Raw genomic sequence first — 19,227 nt, forward strand, 5'->3', positions numbered from 1 at the left:
TAGGAAGTCCAATTCAAAATTCTGCACATGACTAATCCTATTCTTAGCCCGAATTTCCTACTTCAATCTGATTTTGCAAGGAAGTTATACGACGAGTATGCAGCTCATTTACCCATTATAGATTATCACAATCATCTTCCTCCCGCGGATATTTGTTCGAACAAATCCTTTGACAATCTAACCCATATTTGGCTTGCAGGAGATCATTACAAATGGAGAGCGATGCGCACCCTGGGTATTTCCGAAGAGTACATTACGGGAAGTGCTTCAGATGAGCAAAAGTTTACAAAATGGGGAAAAACGGTCCCCTACACGATGCGCAACCCACTATTCCACTGGACGCACCTAGAGCTTAAGAACTATTTTGGAATACAAGCATTACTTACAGAAGCTAATGCGAAGGAGATCTACCAACACTGTAATACCATGTTGGCTATGCCTGAGTTTACGACAGTAGGATTACTTTCTCGAATGAAAGTGGAAACAGTCTGCACCACGGATGATCCAGTTGACAATCTGAGTAATCATTTAGCTTTTAGCAAGCAAGGAAAAGCAGTGGGAATGTATCCGGCTTTTAGACCAGATAAAGCCTATGCAACCGAAGAACCTGAAAATTATTTGCCCTATTTAGAGCGATTAGGTGAAGCCGCAGGGGTCGCAATCCATTCATTTGATACATTAATGGAAGCGCTCAGTTCAAGGATTGACTTTTTTCATGAGCACGGTTGCAGACTTTCAGATCATGGATTAGAACGGTTAGTTTGGTTTGCCAAAGGCAGCCACGATCCTGAAAAACTTTTCAGAAAAATCCAAAATGAGCAGAAATTAACTCCAGATGAAAGCGATTACTTCCGCTATCATATTTTAGTGGAGCTTTGCAAAATGTATCATAAAAAAGGCTGGGTACAGCAGTTTCATCTCGGGGCTTTGAGGAACACGAATTCAAGAGCATTTAGAAACCTCGGTCCTGACACAGGGTTTGATTCCATTGGTGATTTTGATCAGGCTCTAGGCTTGTCAAAATTTTTAAATGAATTGGACTCCACAGATCAGCTTAGCAAAACTATCCTCTACAATCTTAATCCGCGTGACAACGAAGTTTTTGCCACCATGACGGGAAATTTCAACGATGGCTCGGTAAAAGGTAAAATTCAGTATGGATCTGGATGGTGGTATTTGGATCAAAAAGATAGCATGGAAAATCAAATGAATGTGCTCTCGAACATGGGCCTCCTAAGTTGTTTTGTAGGAATGCTTACCGATTCAAGGAGCTTTTTGTCCTTTCCAAGGCACGAATACTTCCGAAGGATTCTCTGCAACTTGATTGGTAAAGACGTAGCTGACGGCTTACTTCCTTGGGATGAGAAATGGCTAGGTCAGATGGTGTCCGACATCTGCTATTACAATGCAAAAAATTACTTTGACTTCGACCCCAAGAATATCAAATTCGCATGACATACTCTTTATTTTCACTAGCTGGTAAAACAATTGCCTTTTCGGGTGCCACAGGAGTTTTAGGCTCAGAGATGTGTCGACATTTGGCTAGAGCTGGCGCAAAAGTCATTCTAATCGGACGCACGCCACAAAAGCTTGACAACTTATATGAAATCATAAAAGATGAGGGAGGAAAAGCCTCTACCTATTCCTGCGATGTGACGGAGGAAACCCAAGTGAATCTCCTTGGAAGTCAAATAGAAATCAATGAAGGTCGAGTGGATATCCTTATCAATGCTGCCGGAGGTAATCAACCAGGAGCCGTAATCACACCTGCACAAAATTTACTTGATCTGGATACAGAGGCATTAAGAAAAGTCATTGATCTCAACTATATGGGAACAGTACTTCCTATCAAAGCCCTTCTCCCCATCTTCCTTCGTCAAGGCCATGGAAATATTATCAATATCAGTTCCATGGCAGCATCTAGGCCGATGACTCGAGTGATGGGCTATGCCTCAGCCAAAGCTGGAATTGACAATCTCACCAAATTCCTAGCTGTAGAATTTGCCAAAAAGCATGGTCCTGATTTTCGAGTGAATGCTTTAGCCCCTGGCTTTTTCCTCACCGAGCAAAACAGAAATCTCTTGACGGAAAAAGATGGCTCACTCACCGAAAGAGGCCAGCAAATCATTGCTCATACACCCATGAATAGATTTGGCAACCCTGAAGACCTTTTGGGGGCCATTCATTGGCTTTGCAGCGATGCATCAAAATTTGTGACTGGTACCATTGTGGAAGTGGATGGAGGATTTAGCGCCTATTCGGGAGTTTGAGTAAATTGACTTATAAAATCGAGAGATATGAACCCAAAAATGGAGCAAACCATGCGTTGGTATGGGCCAAATGACCCAGTAAGCCTTCGAGACATAAGACAAGCCGGAGCAACAGGAATAGTGACCGCTTTGCACCACATACCTAATGGATCTGTATGGACAATTGAGGAAATTCAACTTCGGAAAAAAGCAATTGAAGAAGCTGGACTCACTTGGTCCGTCGTGGAATCAGTCCCCGTACATGAGGAGATCAAAACCCGCTCAGGTAGATTTGAGGAATACATTGCCAATTATCAGCAGACCATCCGAAATCTAGCCCAAGAGGGGATTTTTACGGTTTGTTATAATTTTATGCCTATTCTCGATTGGACGAGAACGGACTTAGCTAGAGAGTTACCTAATGGGGCTAAGGCACTTTTTTATGAAAAAAAGGCTGTTCAAGCCTTTGATTTATTCATCCTAGAGCGACCTGCAGCCTTTGATGAATACTCGTCAGAAGAAATAGAAGAAGTAAAAGAATACTTTGAAAAGCTATCGGATGCAAAGCATCAGCTTATCATTGATAATATTTTGAAAGGTCTTCCCGGATCGGAAATTGGATACACCTTAGATGAATTCCGTTCTATGCTTCGCACCTACGACGGAATAGACCGAAAAGGACTAGAAGAGCACTTGCGCTTGTTCTTGGATGCCGTGGTACCCGTGGCAGAGGAAAATGGCGTTTGCCTCACCATTCATCCGGATGATCCTCCTTTTTCTCTTTATGGCTTACCTAGAGTAATGAGCACAGCCGATGACGTAAGACGCATTCTTCGTGATAATCCTAGCCCGAGCAATGGTATATGCTTTTGTACGGGAAGCTTTGGTGTGCGTCCTGATAATGATCTTCCAGCGATGGTTCGAGAATTTGGAGACCATATTAATTTCATTCATTTGCGCAGTACGAAGCGAGATGAACAGGGAAACTTCTTTGAAGACAATCATCTCGAAGGAAATGTGCCCATGGTTGAGGTGATTTCTGAAATTTTGGACGTTCAACAAAAACGAAACAAATCCATTCCCATGCGACCAGACCATGGGCACCAAATGTTAGACGATCTAAATAAAGTGACCAACCCAGGTTATTCAGCCATTGGCCGTCTGAAAGGGTTGGCTGAAATCCGAGGAGTGGAAGCAGCTCTCATTCACATCAAAGAGTAATGACGGAAAAAGAAAAGATGCTTGCTGGTCAGCTTTATCAGGCCGGAGATCCAGTTTTAACGGCAGAACGTTTGAAAGTGAGACAATTAATCAAAAAACTAAATGATTCGGATCCTACTGATGAATCCTTAAGAAGAAGGTTGCACAAAGAAATCTTTGGTAAAGTCGGCAATAATTTTTGGGTCGAGCCACCATTTTACTGCGACTATGGCTACAATATTGAAGTCGGTGACGATGTATTTTTTAATTTCAATTGTGTAATCTTGGATGTTTGCAAGGTCAAACTAGGCGACCGAGTCTTCGTTGCTCCCAATGTACAATTTTACCCAGCCACGCATCCTTTGGAGGCTAAGCCTCGGGGAGAAATGTGGGAATACGGAAAAGAAATAACTATAGGAAATGACGTGTGGATTGGAGGTTCTGCAGTAATTTGTCCCGGAGTAAAGATCGAAGATCGTGCGGTGATTGCCGCTGGAGCAATAGTCACCAAAGATGTTCCTTCAGATGTGGTCGTAGGAGGAAATCCAGCCAGAATTATTAAAAAAATTAAGCAAGAAAGCTAAAACCAATGTCCCAATTCTATTCGCACAGAGATCTAGAATTTCAACTCTTCGAAAACCTGGATCTTCAACAGTTGACGCAATATCCCTTTTTCGCTGATCATTCATCCGACACCTTCAAAATGGTCCTCGATGCAGCCAAAGAAATTGCAATACGGAGCTTGCGCCCATTACTGACCGAAATGGACCGAAAGGAGCCTGTTTTAGAAAATGGGAAAATTAAAATTCATCCGGGGATGAAGGCCATAGTAAAGCAATTTGGAGAGGATGGCTGGATTAATGCCACTTTCCCATATGATGAAGGAGGACAGCAATTGCCATGGACCGTACATTTGGCGGCAGGATATATTTTGCAAGCTGCAAATTACTCTGCTAGCGTATTCCCATTTTTGACTACGGGAGCGGCAAACCTCATTCGTACTTTTGGTACCTTAGAACAAACTGCGCGATTTACTCCAAAAATGTATGCAGGAGATTGGCAAGGCACCATGGCCTTGACGGAGCCAGATGCAGGTAGTTCACTTTCTGACCTCACTACCTCAGCCACCCCAACAGAAGATCCGGAAATCTATAAAATCAAAGGTCAAAAGATCTATATATCCTGTGGAGATCATGACGCCTGCGACAATATTATCAATCTACTTCTAGCTAGAATAGAGGGTGCACCAGCTGGTACAAAAGGAATTTCCTTATTCATCGTGCCCCAAAAAAATCCAGAAACAGGAGAATCAAATGATGTCCTGACGGAAGGTCTTTATCACAAAATGGGCTACAAGGGTGCTCCTATCGCTCACTTGATGTTGGGATCGAATGACAACTGCATGGGCTATCTGGTTGGCGAAGCTAATCAAGGCTTGAAGTACATGTTTCAGATGATGAATGAAGCCAGACTTGGAGTAGGCATGAATGCCGTGGCCATCGCGACGGCAGCTTATCAGGCTTCTTTGGCCTATGCCAAAGAAAGACCTCAAGGACGGAAAATCAATGAGAAGGATTTAAGAAAGCCTCAAGTTCCCATCATTGAACATGCAGACGTAAAACGGATGCTTCTTTTCCAAAAAAGCATCACTGAGGGAGCTCTGGCTCTTCTTCTCTACTGTAGCTGGCTCTCAGATCAAATCAGTCAGGAGCAGGATTTAGATAAGAAAAAAGGGCTGGAAAGCCTGCTCGATTTACTGACTCCCATTGCAAAAAGCTACCCTTCAGAAATGGGGTTGCAGACAACCTCCGCCGCTGTTCAGGTGCTTGGTGGTGCTGGCTATACCACCGATTTTCCAGTGGAACAATATTATCGAGAAGCGCGAATTCACCCTATTCATGAAGGAACAACAGGAATTCATGGAATAGACCTTTTGGGAAGAAAAGTGGTGATTAATGATGGTTTAGGGTGGAAAACACTCATGGGAGAAATTCAAAAAGATCTCCAAAGGGCAAAATCCATAGAATCCCTTTCGGAAATGATTTCAACATTCCAAATGCACCTCAAGGTATCAAATGAATGCCTGATAAAGCAAATTGCCAAAATGAAACAAGGACCAGAAGTCTTTCTGGCTGATGCAACACTTTTCTTGGAATTATGCGGTCATTTGACCGTAGGCTGGATGTGGATTAGACAAGCTATTACTGCCCAAAGTAAAACTGAAAGTGAAGGAAAATCTGATTTTTATAAAGGCAAACTCAACACTGCGCAATACTTTATGGAGTATGAAATCGTGAAAATTCAGAGTCTGGTCACGCGTTTGTCATCAAATGAATTTCCCACTATCAAGATGACGGCAGAACAGTTCTGACTTTTAAAAAAGTAAATAATCGAATTTGAGTTAAGTTAAGACGTAGAATTCAATTATCGAGCTTATTCTGCATTTCATCTGTTGCAATCTTTCAATTATCGAAAGGAGATACCTGAGAAGTAAAACATTTACCTATTTTTGAGCATCAAAAGTATTCACATAGATCAATTTTAATGAAACGAGTTTTAGTAAGTGGTGGTGGAGGATTTTTAGGGAGCCACCTTTGTGATAGATTATTGAAAGAAGGAAATGAAGTCCTTTGTGTAGATAACTTCTTCACAGGAAATAGAAGAAATATCCATCACCTTCTGGACAATAAGAATTTTGAGCTGCTCAGACATGATGTCACTCATCCCCTTTTTGTGGAAGTAGATGAAATCTATAACCTTGCATGTCCGGCTTCGCCAATTCATTACCAATTTGACCCAGTACAGACTACAAAGACATCTGTGATTGGGGCTATGAATATGCTTGGGCTAGCTAAGCGATTGAAAATTAAAATTTTACAAGCAAGTACTTCGGAAATATACGGTGATCCTGAAGTCCACCCGCAGCCGGAATCTTACCGAGGGAATGTCAATACCTTGGGGCCAAGAGCCTGCTACGATGAGGGAAAGCGATGTGCAGAAACTCTATTTTTTGATTACCACAGACAACATAATGTAGCCATTAAGGTCATGCGTATTTTCAATACCTATGGACCTAGAATGCACCCAAATGACGGACGTGTGGTGAGTAATTTTATTGTTCAAGCACTCAAAAATCAAGATATCACCATCTATGGTAATGGAGAGCAAACGCGCTCTTTCTGCTATGTGGACGATAATATCGAAGGCATGTATCGGTTGATGAATAGTAGAGATGGATTTACGGGCCCTGTGAATATTGGTAATCCTGGAGAATTCACCATGCTGGAGCTCGCCAGTCTTATTATCGAACTGACTGGAAGCAAAAGTAAATTGATCCATATGCCACTGCCAGAAGACGATCCTCTTCAAAGAAAACCGGTAATCGACCTGGCTAAAAAGGAGTTAGACTGGGAGCCCAAGGTTAATCTCAGAGAGGGTCTGGAAAAAACCATTGCCTATTTCGAAACTGTGATATAACCAAAAAAGCCACCCAAGGGTGGCTTTTTTGATTACTGAGTTTTTTTAGATCACTCGTTTTTCAATATATGCAGAGTTGAGTAAGGTCAGCGCACCCATGTATTTGAGATCAAAAGGGATCAAATCTCCAACTTTGTAACCCTGTTTGTTTTCACCTAGATCGATCACAAGCATGTCACTACTCGCGCCTACGAACTCAAAGTCCTTATCTTCAGGAATCAAATAGTCCGCATTAATATCCAACAAGCCAAGATCAAGAATAGCACGGAGTGAAGTTTTTCCATAATCACTTTCATCAATCTCAAATTTATCACCACTTGGATTTGCTTCCAAAGAGCCAATGGGCACGGTAGGCTTTTTCGTGATTTCAATGATTTCCGCGTATAAGCGCAACACATCGGGCTCCATGCCTTCAAAAATATTCTGATTCACTAGATCAGTACCAAAATAGAGGGTCTCTCCCACTCTGAAGTGATTAATGCCCTTTGGCAGCTGGTGAATCTTCAATAATGGAATAACCACTGAAGTGCCACCCGTAACCCAAGGTATTTTACGATTGAATTTGGCCTCAATCAGCTGCTCATAGAGTGAGAGCTGGATGAATTTATCGTGACTTGGCATTACCCCGTGAAGGCAGTTTAAATTAGATCCAATTCCTGTCACTGTGATATTTGGCAGATCAAATACGGATCCATAAAAATCCATCAGGCTTTCACCCATTACTCCTTCTCTCAAATCTCCCAACTCGATCATAATTATCACCTTATGCATCTTTCCTTGTCGCTCTGCTTCTTCAGACAGGAGCTTGATGGTGCTGAACTCACTATTAAAGCTCACATCAGCATACTTCACGATATCCTCTATCGCGCGCTTTGCCGGAGGCTTGATGTAAACGGTCTGAACTTCAGGAGCGATCTGCTTAATTTTCTTCAGATTACTGATTCGGGCATCGCAAACTTCCTTAATGCCCAAATCGAGGACCTCTTTCAAGTAAGGCTCATATCCGCAAAGCATTTTGGTTACAATCGCCCACTCGATTCCATTGTCCTTAAACAACGCATCTAGGTAATCGTAATTCGTTTTTAATTTTTTCCTATCCAGTGTTATGTAAGCCATAATAGTCTTTTGTTAATCAATTACCGATCTAGGGATATCTCTGGGAAGCCGAGTCAATAACTCATAATTGAGCTGATCGCTAAAATCTCCAAAGGAGGACACCGAAATACTCAAATCGCCCTGATTGCCTATCAGCACTACTTCATCCCCTTTTTCCACATTATCCAAGGGTGTCACATCAAGCAACATCAAATTCATGTTGACCGTTCCGATTACGGAAACACGGTTGCCTCTGACTAGTGCTCTTCCCGTATTACTAAGTGAGCGACTAAAGCCATGACCGTATCCCACTGGTACGGTGGCTACCTTGATCTCAGAGGCAGCGAGGTAGCTCATTCCATAGCCGACGTACTCTCCTTGTTTCACCGTTTTCACATTCATCACTCGGCTCTTCCAACTGATCACCCGTCGCAGTGGATCCTCGTTATCCATACCCTTGGGCTTTATTTTTTCAATATAGGTCTCCGTAGAGGGCCAAAAGCCATATTGCATAATCCCAATCCTTACGAGATCAAATCTAGACTTAGGAAAACGAACTGCTCCAGCACTGCAGGCGGCATGCAAGATTTCAGATTCTATACCGCTCTTATTGAAAAGCTTTACAGATTTTTTGAAGCGCTGGTACTGGGTTTTCACTCTGAAAAAATTCGCGAAACTCTCTGCGCCCGCGTAATGTGTACAAAACCCTTTGACCAAAAGGGCATCTGGATTTGCTTGAATCAATCGAATCACTTGATCAAACTCATCCTTTCCAAAACCCGTCCGATTCATCCCCGTCTCCAACTCGACATGTATCAGGGCTTTCACTTTCAGCTTTTTGGCAATCCGAATAGCATTTTCTAGTCTCTGCTGGTCAAACACGAAAAATTCTATTCCATGCTCAATAGCCCACTCCAATTCCTCATCTTCCACCATTCCCATCACCATAATGTTTCCCTGACCCTCTATGGCCCGATGAACCAAAAATGCCTCCTGAGCATCAAAAGTGGAGAAATGTTTTGCTCCCAATTCTAGCGCCAAAGGCAGATAGGTGCTGATTCCGTGACCATAGGCATTTCCCTTCACTACATGTGAAATAGTGGTGTTTGCACCGACTAATTCTCTGAGATAGGCGAAGTTGTTTTCTGCAGCACTGCGGCTTAATTCTATATAGCTCGTTCCCCTCATTGACTTTTATCTAAAACTAATTTAACTAGTTGATCAAACATTCTGATTCCTGTTTCAATCAATTCATCGGGAAAATCATAATCCGGATTATGCAATGCAGGACAATTTTCTCCCCCTCCTATTCCAAACATGGCACCAGGGAATTTCTCGGTAAAAAGACCAAAGTCTTCACCAAAACGGAAGGGATTTTCAATTTCCTTAAAGTCCAATTCTTGTCCTGCTGCAGCTTCCTTTACCAAAGCAAAAGCTTTAGGGTCATTTGTATTGGCGTGAAACTCTTCCAAATACTCATGCTCTAAGTCAAGTTTATGGTTCTTAGTTATGGATTGAACCTCAGTCAATAAATTTTGATCAAAATTTTCCATCACCTCGTTGCTCCAAGATCGCAAAGTAAAATGTACCTCAGCGTATCCTGCAGATACCCCATATGCTTTTTCACCAAGGTGAACATGAATCAAAGAGGCTAAAGCAAAATCTTTTCTTGAGATGTCTTTTTGGGAAATTTTTTCCACAGCTTGAATGACCTCGGCAACTGCCAAACCGGGATTTATTCCATTCTCAGGTTCTGCTGCATGTGAGGTCTTACCACTGAATTTGAAAATCACACTTTTTACCGCTGCGGTAAAGCTGGACGGACGGCAGATCACCTGATGAAGCGGAAATCCCGGAAGATTATGCAATGCAAAAGCAAAATCTGGTTTAAAATCAAAATTTGGATCATGCAAAACCTGACTTGCCCCTTGCCCTGTCTCTTCAGCTGGCTGAAAAAGCAAACAGACCTCTCCGCTTGAAATGGGACTTTGTGAAAGCTTCCTGGCCAATCCTAGTAAAATGGTCGCATGTCCATCGTGTCCGCACTTATGAGAAATGCCGGGCATATTAGACTTATGATCAAAAGTATTGATCTCAGTGATCGGCAAGGCATCAATATCCGCACGGATAAGAATCCGTTTACCAGGGTTTTTAGATTTAAAAAAAACCGCTAGCCCAGTATCACCAACACTCTTAATATCATGACAATCAATCGATTCAAGCTCATTTTTCAGAAACCGTTGCGTTTCAAACTCCCGACCAGAAAGCTCAGGATTCGAATGCAAAAATCGTCTGATTTCAATTAATTCAGAATCAATCATTTTAAAGGGAAGAGTATGGTTCGAGACGAAAGTTTACTTGTATGAAATGGGACTACGAATTCTTAAACCGCATCTCTAGGTACTTGTTGGTAAAGCCCAAACGCTCGTATAACTTTTTGGCTGGATTATCTGGCTCCACATGTAAAGCTATATCTCCTGTACACTTGGACTGAACATCCTCTATCAACTTCCTACCTACTCCTTGCCCTCGGGTACTCGGGTGTACCGCGATATAAACCAAAATATTCTCTGGAATAAACCCTCCCATACCGGTATCATTCACCACCACAACTCCCTTGATATCATTTTCTTCGTGAGCCACCGTGATACTTCCTCCTTTTTCAAAAACATAGGTAAGGCATTTCATAATATCTTCTCGGGCATCTCCGTATTGATCCAGATTTTCAAACAAGAAATCAGCAATTCTATCCTTTGTAAATACCTGGTCTGGCCCGTCTTTTCCTTCTATTCTTGTGATCAGCATAATTCTATTTTCTATTTGAAATAATCAGATATGTAAGTAATGACATTAAAATACCAAAAATATTAGGGTCCACGTCAAAAGGCATTTGAAGAATGGACTCCTTCTTTAATATTTCCAATACAATGGTAACGCTACCTCCAACCAGCATAGAAGCTAAGGCGGCATTAGGATTCTTTTTCTTGAAAAATAACCCAGCAATCAGGGGCACAAACAAGCCCGAGACCATAAATGAATAAGAAAGCAGCATGAGCTCCAGGACGTTGGTCATTAAAGTTGCTAACAATAAGGCAAAGGTTCCGATTAGAAGCGTCGCAAGCTGCGAATAGCGCAGAAGCTTTTTCTCTGGAATTTTGAAAATATTAGACATAATGTCCGTCACAATATTTCCGCTGGCCGCCATCAGGCAACTATCCGCAGTACTCATTATCGCAGAAAAATAAGCCGACATCATCAAACCCATAAGCCCTACCGGCAAAACAGTTCGAAGTAGAACTGGAAGTCCCATTTCCGCATCCATATCTGAAGCGCTCAGGTAGCCTAAGCTCTCAAAAAGCCCTTGCTGCACAGCGACACGCGCAAAAAGCCCTAGCAAAACTCCCATAAAAGCCATAATTGGCCATTCAAAAAGACCTGCGATAAACCAGGCTTTTTTAGCAGTTTTTTCATCCCGACTAGCATAGATTCGCTGGTAAAGTGTCATACCAATAAACCATATAGGGATAATGGTCACTGCCCAATTTAGCAATTGCTGCCACTCCACATTCCAAATGTCCATGAAGGATGGATCTAATGTATTGACAATACCATCCCAACCTCCTACGGCACTGTACCCAAGGGGAATTCCTATAAATACCAAACCTCCCATCAGTAAAAGCCACTGGACCGTATCGGTATAGATCACTGCTTTTAACCCACCAAAAACCGTGTAAACCACTGCAGTAACTCCCATTAAAAGAAGAGCTTGATTTAAATCCAAACTAGGAAAGGTCGCTATAGCCAACTTTGCTCCAGCGAGAATCTGTGCGCTAGTAAAACCAATGTATCCAACGGCTGATATTATCCCGGCAAGTAAAGCAACTCGCTTGTCAAAGAGGTGCAGAAAAATCTCAGGAAAAGTGAAAAGTTTATGTTGATTGAGCAGCTTGAACACCCTTGGGATCAAAATCACAGCACTTAACCATGCTCCCACCAAACCGGTAAATAACATCCAACTCCCTGCTAATCCGATAGCAAAACCTAAGCCACCTAAGCCAATGGAGAATCCACCTCCCACATCTGTTGCCACTACACTCAGGCCAATGTGAAGACTACTCATCCCCCTTCCTCCGACATAGTAGTCGTCGACATTTTGATTTTTACCCATGAAGTAAAAACCGACCCCAAGCATGGCTATGAGGTAAAAAATAAATATGGATAGATCTATTGGGTGGATCAAAACGCCAACAAAGGTGGGCATAATATGATGGAATTAAAAATTGACGCTACTTTAAAATGTGTCAAATTTTTAATTTTGAGAGGTTTTTGAGTGGTTGAGCTCGTTTTATCGTCCGGACAAACTAATAAGTAACTTATGAGATCAATAAAGGCTTTTCGTCTGTCTTGTTTTCATTTCTAGGCTTTTGTGTATCTTGAATATCCCAACACTAATCTAATCCACACTATGAAAAATCAAATGACATTACTGCTTTTTGCAGTAGTCCTAATGACTGGCTGTATTAACCGCTCAGACCGCTCCTCGGACAATTTTATTACAGAAGAAGTCGATATTGGAAATATCACTGCCCTCTCGATTAATGGGATCATTGACCTGAGACTACAGCAAGGAGATGCTCCTGCCATGGAAATCAAAGGCGAGCAAGATGCCATCGACGGAGTCAAGATCAATACTTCCGGCAATCGCCTCGAAATCACCTATGAGGCTGAATCGGGGCTTTTTCTCAATGTAAAAACACCTAGAATCACTCTAACCCTTACAGACTTGACCGAATTGGAATTTGACGGTGTAGGGAACTTTGTAATGGATGAAGATTTTACAATCGATGCCATTAAAATCAGAGGAAGCGGGATTGGAAATATCCAACTTGGCATGGATGCCAAAAGTATAGATGCACGATTTGACATGATGGGAAATGTGAAGCTGTCTGGCTCTGCAGATTCGATGATTTTAAGAAATGATGGCGTGGGTCAGATCGATGCAGGTCAGTTGATCGTACAAAATCTGGATTTAACTTCATCGGGAATTGGAAGAATCGATGTGCACTGCGAAAACGAGCTTTCAATCTCGGTGAATGGAATAGGCTCGGTGAGTTACTCTGGTAATCCAACCATTCTAAAGAAGGAAGTCAATGGGATTGGCAAAGTGACTGAAAAATAGGCTTTTAAACTCACTCCTAAAGATTGCAAGAGAATCCAGTGCCTTTCCAAATAATAGTGGATTCGTCCAAAATTGCAGGATTAATACCAGCGTCAGCAGAAAGGAAACCTAAACTTTCTCCGTCACAAGCATAGACCACTGGAATATTAAAGCAATTAGGACAACAGTCTTGCACAACAAAAACATCTTGACCATCAAGCTGAGTATGTGAAATATAGTAATATACCCCGTAATAGCTTTCATCAATTTCATTTGTAAAGAGACTAAGCCAATCTAGGCTTGCCACGGGATCAGTCACTCCACAGATTAAACGAGGCTGTTCCTCCTCTTTGCAGGCCGAAAAAATCAGACAGAAAAACAAGATCAGAAAGCAGGTGTTCTTCATTTTGTGAGTTATTGATTATTGCATAATCACCCATTAATTCTTGACTGAATTAACTAGGATTAGAAAATACATAATTTGAGTAAATTCTTTTTATTTCCCTAAAAATGAATGAATTAAAAACTCAAGACAAACCAAAAATCGGTCTAGGTGGAGGTTGCCACTGGTGTACGGAGGCGGTTTTTCAAGAATTAAAGGGTGTATTTGCAGTTAGCCAAGGCTGGATCTGTTCTAATGAGGCAAATCAAAATCCATCAGAAGCAATCACCCTTTATTTTGATCCAGAAGTGATTTCGCTGGAGATTCTCATGAAAATTCATTTGATGACGCATGCCAGCACGTCGGATCATTCCATGCGAGGCAAATATCGATCTGCAGTGTATTTCACCTCAGAAGCCCAAAAGCAGGAAATCCTCAATATACTCTCTAAGCTACAGTTGGAATTTGATCAGCCCTTAATCACTCAGTGCCTTCCCTTGATCGACTTTAAATTAAACGAAGAGTCTTTTTTGAATTATTATCAAAAACAACCCGACGCTCCATTCTGCCAGACCTACATTTCACCAAAGCTTGCTTTGCTTCGCAAAGAATTTCGAGCAAATGTGCTTTAATAAGTAAAATTGACAACAGTATAGGAATTATTACCTACTCCCAGCTCTATGCATTTTCGGAAGTTTGAAAAGCAATTCTAAAAAAGTCAATCAATCGGCATTCATTCCGCCGTAAATCAGGAGCAAATGAACATCTTTGAAACATTCAAAAACCTCTTTGGCTCCACACCTATTTCCGATACTCCCGAAGGATTCTGCCCAAATTGTTGGGGAAGGCAGAAGTATCAAGGCGCCTTTTATAATGCCATAAAGAATGAAGAAATTACCACTAAAAATGTGGACCAGAAGAAAGGCTGGATTGAAGGCTATGTGGAAAGAAATCTCACTGGAATTAAACTTGTAAGCACTGACGGTGGTTTACTTTGTAATTATTGTCATACCAAATATTCCCCAACTGAATAATAGTACTTATGCTCAACTGGAACGAAATAATCAAATACACCAATCACGGAAATCCCACCCCACCCAGAAAAGTGGAAAAGACAGATGCTGAATGGAAGGAGCTTCTAACTCCAGAAGAATACCACGTCACACGTCAAAAAGGAACCGAGCGCGCGCATAGCTCCGATATGTGTAGCCTTTTTGAGCCGGGAATCTATGCATGTAAATGCTGTAAAACTCCTCTGTTTGATGCCAATGAAAAATTCGAGAGTGGGACGGGTTGGCCCTCATTTACTCAGCCGCTCGAGTTAGACCGGGTCGCATATCATAAGGACACGAGCTTTGGAATGATCCGTGTCGAGGCACTTTGCAATATCTGTGACGCACATCTTGGACATATTTTTCCAGACGGTCCTGCACCAAGTGGATTGCGCTACTGCGTAAATGCGCTCTCCCTTGAAAAGGTTTCTGAATAAAAATAAATCAAGCCCAGAAAAATTTCTTGGCTTTTTTATGAGTTTTAATTTTTTGATAATCAGGTGATTTGATTTATCTTCCTAGATCATCACTTGTATTATGCGATATCTATTATTTGTGCCTTTTTGGTGCTTCAGCCTATTTGCCATCAGTGCCTATGGACAGCGAGAAAACCCCAATATTATTCTAATCATCACAGATGATCAAGGCTATGGGGACTTTGGCTTTACGGGAAATACACTGGTAAAAACCCCAACATTAGACGCCCTTGTCGCACGGAGTATCGAATTCACCAATTACTATGTCTCTCCCGTTTGTGCACCCACAAGAGCCAGTTTGATGACAGGTCGCTATTCGTTGCGCACAGGAATACGAGACACATACAATGGCGGCGCTATAATGGCTGGAAGTGAATTGACCCTAGCCGAGCTTCTAAAGCAAAGGAATTACAAAACAGGGATCTTCGGCAAATGGCACCTTGGAGATAGCTATCCAAGCCGACCAATGGACCAAGGCTTCGACGAATCACTCATTCATCTTTCAGGTGGGATGGGTCAAGTCGGAGATTTTACCACCTATTTTCAGGGCGATCGAAGCTATTTTGATCCTGTGCTTTGGCACAATGGAAAACAAGAAAAATATACGGGCTACTGCTCGGATATATTTGCTGAGCAGGCTATAGATTTTATTTCAAGTACTGAGGATCAGCCCTTTTTCCTCTATTTATCCTTTAATGCCCCTCATACACCTTTACAAGTCCCAGAAAGCTACTATGAAAAGTATCGAAATATTGACCCAAGCGATGTATTGACTGCTGTGAATACGCATAACATTCTGATGAGTGACAAGGATAAAGAAGATGCTCGTCGAGTCTATGCCATGGTTACCAACATTGATGACAACCTCAAGAAGCTTTTTTATCAACTCGAAGAAAAAGGCATTGCAGATGACACCATGGTGATTTTTATGACGGACAATGGTCCTCAGCAAGCCAGATTTGTTGGAGATATGCGGGGAAGAAAAGGGTCTGTGTATCGTGGTGGAGTTCGTGTACCACTTTTGGTTCATTATCCAAAAGCCTTTGGCCAAAGCAGAAAAATTGACGAAACGGCAGCGCATCTAGACATTCTACCCACGATTGCGGATTTGTTGGATCTTCCCTTACCTATGGACCGAAAGATTGATGGGGAAAGCTTGATTCCTTTATTGAAGGCTGAGAAAGGTAAACTTGAGCCTCGTTCATTATTCTTCTATTGGGACCGTAAATATCCTACCCTATATCAAAATATGGCCATTCAAAAAGGTGACTTTAGACTAGTAGCACATGCCGATTTTGATGCAAACCTTGAAGATTTTGAGTTTTTCAATTTCCGAAAGGACCAAAGCGAAAAAGATAATATCACTTCTGAAAACCTTGGGCTAGTCGAAGGGCTCAAGGCCGAAATGGATGAAATTTATACTGAACTCATCCAGTCCGAAAATATCATGAACCAGGCCTTTATTCATGTGGGCACAGCATTTGAAAATCCCGTTTACCTAAATCGGAATGATGCCGGCGGCGATCGAGGAATTTGGGCTCAGGAGGAAATTTTTGGCAAGTGGTATGTCAAAACTGAAAAGGCTAAATACAATCTCCGGTTCAAATTCATCAAAGCTGTTCCTGCAAAAGGGAAATTGATATTAGAGCTAGGGTCAGTAGTTTACCAGCAAAGTCAATTGGAAGCCACCGACTGGATTGAAATGAAAAATGTGGAAATTCCCGCATTTGAAGGTGATTTAATCCCTTTCTATCAAGCAGAAGGCAAGAGAATTTTTCCCTTTTGGGTAGAAGTTGAACGAATGAATTAAAGCACTTTTATAAAAAATCGAGCATTAAAATAATCTTCCTATTTTAGCTCATGCAAAAAATTGATCCTTGCCCATCCTGTGAATCTCCCTATGGGTATGAAATGGATGGATCATTGGTTTGTCCGGAATGCGGATTTCAATGGTCTCCCAATGGAGATGAAAATCAAAACTTTGAATCCAGAGAAATTCGAGATGCAAATGGCGCACTGCTTAATGATGGTGATTCAGTTTTAGTAATCAAAGACTTGCCAGTAAAGGGAGCACCAAAACCTATTAAAGCCGGGACCAAAGTCAAAAACATACGTTTGGTGGAGGGAGATCATGATATTGATTGTAAAATCCCCGGTTTTGGAGCTATGTCCCTCAAATCTGAATTCGTGAAAAAGATCTTATGAATTCAAACATCGAACTCGATTCCATCCGGCTTAATTTTTCCCCAAATGACCTGCTTCTGCTAAATTTAGCCTTGGCCTTGATCATGTATGGAGTTGCTTTGGATTTGCGTTTTTCGGATTTCAAGTATTTATTCAAAAACCCTAAAGGCTTTTTTCTTGGGGTATTTTCTCAATTTTTGCTGTTACCATTTTTGACTTGGGTCCTAATCTGGATCATCGCTCCTCCACCTTCAGTTGCTTTGGGTATGTTTCTGGTGGCCTCCTGTCCAGGAGGCAATGTTTCCAATTTCCTCAGTAATCTGGCCGGTGGAAACACGGCTCTTTCGGTCAGTTTAACTGGATTTTCAAGCTCAATTTCCATTATCACTACACCTTTGAATTTTGCACTATGGGCGGGCCTTTATCCACCTACTGCCAATTTACTTCGGGAAATAAGTTTGGATTATGGAGAAGTATTCACCACCGTGGCACTTATTTTAGGAGTACCTTTAATACTCGGGATTTTGACCCGACAATACGCTCCTCAGCTTGCAACCAAGGCTTCAAAAATCCTAAAACCACTCAGCATCTTAATTTTTTCGGCATTTGTAGTCATTGCCTTTTTGGGAAACCTAGACCTTTTCCTTCAGTTTATCTCCTTGATTTTTCTTTGGGTATTGCTACATAATCTGGTTGCTTTGGGAGCAGGATTTTTCACCGGGAAAATCTTCAAAATGCCACTGGCTGATGTAAAGTCTTTGACTATCGAGACTGGAATTCAAAACTCAGGTTTGGGACTTGTCTTGATCTTCACTTATTTTGACGGTCTAGGAGGCATGGCTATCATTACAGCCTGGTGGGGAATTTGGCATCTGATATCAGGAATGGGCATCGCATCACTTTGGAAAAAAGTAAAATGAAGGATTTTTTTAATTATGTCTTAAGGTTTTTAGTCCGTGTGGCTTTACACCTCTACTACAAAAAAATCTATGTTGAAGGCTCTGAAAATATCCCGAAAAATGTCCCTGTTATTTTGGTTGCAAATCACCAAAATGCACTAATTGACCCCCTCCTTCTTGCCACTCATACGCGGCTGAATCCTTACTTTTTAACCCGTGCATCGGTATTCAAAAAGGCCATGGTGGCCAAACTTTTGAATTTCATTCGGATGCTACCAGTATATCGGGTACGAGATGGTTTTTCTTCGATCCAGAAAAACGAACAGACTTTTGATCAAACATTTGAAGTACTCAAAAACAATGGAACGGTGATCATTTTTGCTGAAGGCAGCCATAGCCTAGAGCGAAATTTGAGGCCTTTGAGCAAAGGATTTACCCGAATGGCTTTTGGGTTGAAAGACCGATACCCGAACCTCACTCCTGTTATTTTACCGGTGGGAATTAATTTTAGTGCACATCGAAGGTCTGGAAGTCTTGTCCGCATCATTTTTGGCAATCCCATACCGGCAGATATGCCAAACTCAAAATCTGGTCTTTTGACTAAATCCGTTCAAGAATCTCTAAGAGAATTGATCGTAGAAATTCCAACAGAAAATTATGATCAAAACCTGCAGGAATTGTTGGATCAACAAGTTGATTTAAGTACTCCCAAAGAAGTAGAGAATTACTACGAAACTGGGGTGGTCACCAATCCTGTTCGCTCTGTGAATACCATGGCAAATCGACTGATGAAGATTTACCACTTTCCGCTTTTTCTTTTATGGCTTTGGATCAAACCTAAAGTGGAAGACACAGTATTTTATTCGACATTCAAGTTTCTAATTGGCTTCTGCTTTGCCTTATTGTGGTATGCGGTACTTATTGTTCTATCCCTGTACAGTCCCTTAGGATCTTGGGGCTTGGCCATTTTATTTTTAGGCTGGGTTAGTCTTTGGACAAACCAAAACAACCAGGAATAAGTGATTTAAGGGAGATGAAATCAGGTTGAATTTTTT

20 protein-coding genes are annotated in these 19,227 nt (G+C 41.6%); 14 read left to right on the forward strand and 6 right to left on the reverse strand.

From position 1 onward, the window contains the following. Positions 1-27: 27 nt before the first annotated feature. The 6 genes from uxaC (at position 28) to ACFOSV_RS14175 (ending at position 6,926) form a co-directional block, all read left to right on the forward strand. Positions 28-1,455, forward strand: a complete 1,428-nt coding sequence (uxaC, locus tag ACFOSV_RS14150) for a glucuronate isomerase (RefSeq protein WP_377906672.1) — start codon at positions 28-30, stop codon at positions 1,453-1,455. Continuing rightward, on the forward strand, positions 1,452-2,270 hold the full coding sequence (locus ACFOSV_RS14155) for an SDR family oxidoreductase (RefSeq protein ID WP_377906673.1): 819 nt from the start codon (positions 1,452-1,454) through the stop codon (positions 2,268-2,270). Before uxaC ends, ACFOSV_RS14155 begins: the two co-directional genes overlap by 4 nt. 27 nt (positions 2,271-2,297) lie before the next feature. Continuing rightward, complete coding sequence (uxuA, locus tag ACFOSV_RS14160; RefSeq protein ID WP_377906674.1) at positions 2,298-3,470, forward strand: mannonate dehydratase; 1,173 nt, start codon at positions 2,298-2,300, stop codon at positions 3,468-3,470. Continuing rightward, positions 3,470-4,033 carry a sugar O-acetyltransferase gene (locus ACFOSV_RS14165; protein WP_377906675.1) on the forward strand — a complete coding sequence of 188 codons (564 nt, stop codon included), beginning with the start codon at positions 3,470-3,472 and terminating at the stop codon, positions 4,031-4,033. Before uxuA ends, ACFOSV_RS14165 begins: the two co-directional genes overlap by 1 nt. Before the next feature lie 5 nt (positions 4,034-4,038). Beyond that, positions 4,039-5,820, forward strand: a complete 1,782-nt coding sequence (locus ACFOSV_RS14170) for an acyl-CoA dehydrogenase (protein WP_377906676.1) — start codon at positions 4,039-4,041, stop codon at positions 5,818-5,820. 173 nt (positions 5,821-5,993) lie between these two features. Further along, positions 5,994-6,926, forward strand: a complete 933-nt coding sequence (locus ACFOSV_RS14175) for a UDP-glucuronic acid decarboxylase family protein (RefSeq protein ID WP_377906678.1) — start codon at positions 5,994-5,996, stop codon at positions 6,924-6,926. Between the two features lie 45 nt (positions 6,927-6,971). On the opposite strand, the gene ACFOSV_RS14180 is transcribed toward ACFOSV_RS14175, so the two are convergent. The 5 genes from ACFOSV_RS14180 to ACFOSV_RS14200 are packed head-to-tail and all read right to left on the reverse strand — an operon-like array spanning position 6,972 to position 12,282. Then, the gene (locus tag ACFOSV_RS14180; RefSeq protein ID WP_377906679.1) at positions 6,972-8,042 is read right to left on the reverse strand and encodes an alanine racemase; all 1,071 of its coding nucleotides are present in this window, start codon (positions 8,040-8,042) and stop codon (positions 6,972-6,974) included. Positions 8,043-8,054: 12 nt separating this feature from the next. Next, on the reverse strand, positions 8,055-9,209 hold the full coding sequence (gene alr / locus ACFOSV_RS14185) for an alanine racemase (RefSeq protein WP_377906680.1): 1,155 nt from the start codon (positions 9,207-9,209) through the stop codon (positions 8,055-8,057). Next, positions 9,206-10,342, reverse strand: a complete 1,137-nt coding sequence (locus ACFOSV_RS14190) for an amidohydrolase (protein ID WP_377906681.1) — start codon at positions 10,340-10,342, stop codon at positions 9,206-9,208. The genes alr and ACFOSV_RS14190 overlap by 4 nt, the downstream gene beginning before the upstream one ends. A gap of 52 nt (positions 10,343-10,394) precedes the next feature. Next, entirely contained in the window at positions 10,395-10,826 is a 432-nt protein-coding gene (locus tag ACFOSV_RS14195) for a GNAT family N-acetyltransferase (protein ID WP_377906682.1), read from the reverse strand. 4 nt (positions 10,827-10,830) lie between these two features. After that, the gene (locus ACFOSV_RS14200) at positions 10,831-12,282 is read right to left on the reverse strand and encodes a sodium:solute symporter family protein (protein ID WP_377906683.1); all 1,452 of its coding nucleotides are present in this window, start codon (positions 12,280-12,282) and stop codon (positions 10,831-10,833) included. Positions 12,283-12,486: 204 nt separating this feature from the next. On the opposite strand from ACFOSV_RS14200, the gene ACFOSV_RS14205 reads away from it, so the two are divergent. Then, positions 12,487-13,200, forward strand: a complete 714-nt coding sequence (locus ACFOSV_RS14205) for a GIN domain-containing protein (protein ID WP_377906684.1) — start codon at positions 12,487-12,489, stop codon at positions 13,198-13,200. Positions 13,201-13,216: 16 nt separating this feature from the next. Here ACFOSV_RS14205 and ACFOSV_RS14210 read toward each other — a convergent pair whose 3' ends face one another. Further along, the gene (locus ACFOSV_RS14210; RefSeq protein WP_377906685.1) at positions 13,217-13,585 is read right to left on the reverse strand and encodes a hypothetical protein; all 369 of its coding nucleotides are present in this window, start codon (positions 13,583-13,585) and stop codon (positions 13,217-13,219) included. A gap of 104 nt (positions 13,586-13,689) precedes the next feature. Between ACFOSV_RS14210 and ACFOSV_RS14215 the strand changes: the two genes are divergently transcribed. The 7 genes from ACFOSV_RS14215 to ACFOSV_RS14245 all read left to right on the forward strand — a co-directional run bounded on the left by ACFOSV_RS14215 (position 13,690) and on the right by ACFOSV_RS14245 (position 19,191). Further along, positions 13,690-14,193 (forward strand): peptide-methionine (S)-S-oxide reductase, encoded by a 504-nt coding sequence (locus tag ACFOSV_RS14215; protein ID WP_377906686.1) that lies wholly within the window; start codon positions 13,690-13,692, stop codon positions 14,191-14,193. Positions 14,194-14,319: 126 nt separating this feature from the next. Further along, positions 14,320-14,595: a hypothetical protein gene (locus ACFOSV_RS14220; RefSeq protein WP_377906687.1), complete on the forward strand. Its 276-nt coding sequence runs from the start codon at positions 14,320-14,322 to the stop codon at positions 14,593-14,595. Between the two features lie 8 nt (positions 14,596-14,603). Beyond that, the gene (gene msrB / locus ACFOSV_RS14225) at positions 14,604-15,050 is read left to right on the forward strand and encodes a peptide-methionine (R)-S-oxide reductase MsrB (protein WP_377906688.1); all 447 of its coding nucleotides are present in this window, start codon (positions 14,604-14,606) and stop codon (positions 15,048-15,050) included. A 100-nt stretch (positions 15,051-15,150) separates the two neighbouring features. Beyond that, entirely contained in the window at positions 15,151-16,899 is a 1,749-nt protein-coding gene (locus tag ACFOSV_RS14230) for an arylsulfatase (RefSeq protein ID WP_377906689.1), read from the forward strand. 50 nt (positions 16,900-16,949) lie between these two features. Further along, complete coding sequence (locus ACFOSV_RS14235; protein WP_377906690.1) at positions 16,950-17,294, forward strand: zinc ribbon domain-containing protein YjdM; 345 nt, start codon at positions 16,950-16,952, stop codon at positions 17,292-17,294. Then, positions 17,291-18,193 (forward strand): bile acid:sodium symporter family protein, encoded by a 903-nt coding sequence (locus ACFOSV_RS14240; protein ID WP_377906691.1) that lies wholly within the window; start codon positions 17,291-17,293, stop codon positions 18,191-18,193. The genes ACFOSV_RS14235 and ACFOSV_RS14240 overlap by 4 nt, the downstream gene beginning before the upstream one ends. Beyond that, positions 18,190-19,191, forward strand: a complete 1,002-nt coding sequence (locus ACFOSV_RS14245; RefSeq protein ID WP_377906692.1) for a 1-acyl-sn-glycerol-3-phosphate acyltransferase — start codon at positions 18,190-18,192, stop codon at positions 19,189-19,191. The genes ACFOSV_RS14240 and ACFOSV_RS14245 overlap by 4 nt, the downstream gene beginning before the upstream one ends. The last annotated feature ends 36 nt before the right edge of the window (positions 19,192-19,227 follow it).

This window comes from Algoriphagus namhaensis (assembly GCF_042649705.1).
GTDB classification, from domain to species: Bacteria; Bacteroidota; Bacteroidia; order Cytophagales; family Cyclobacteriaceae; genus Algoriphagus; species Algoriphagus namhaensis.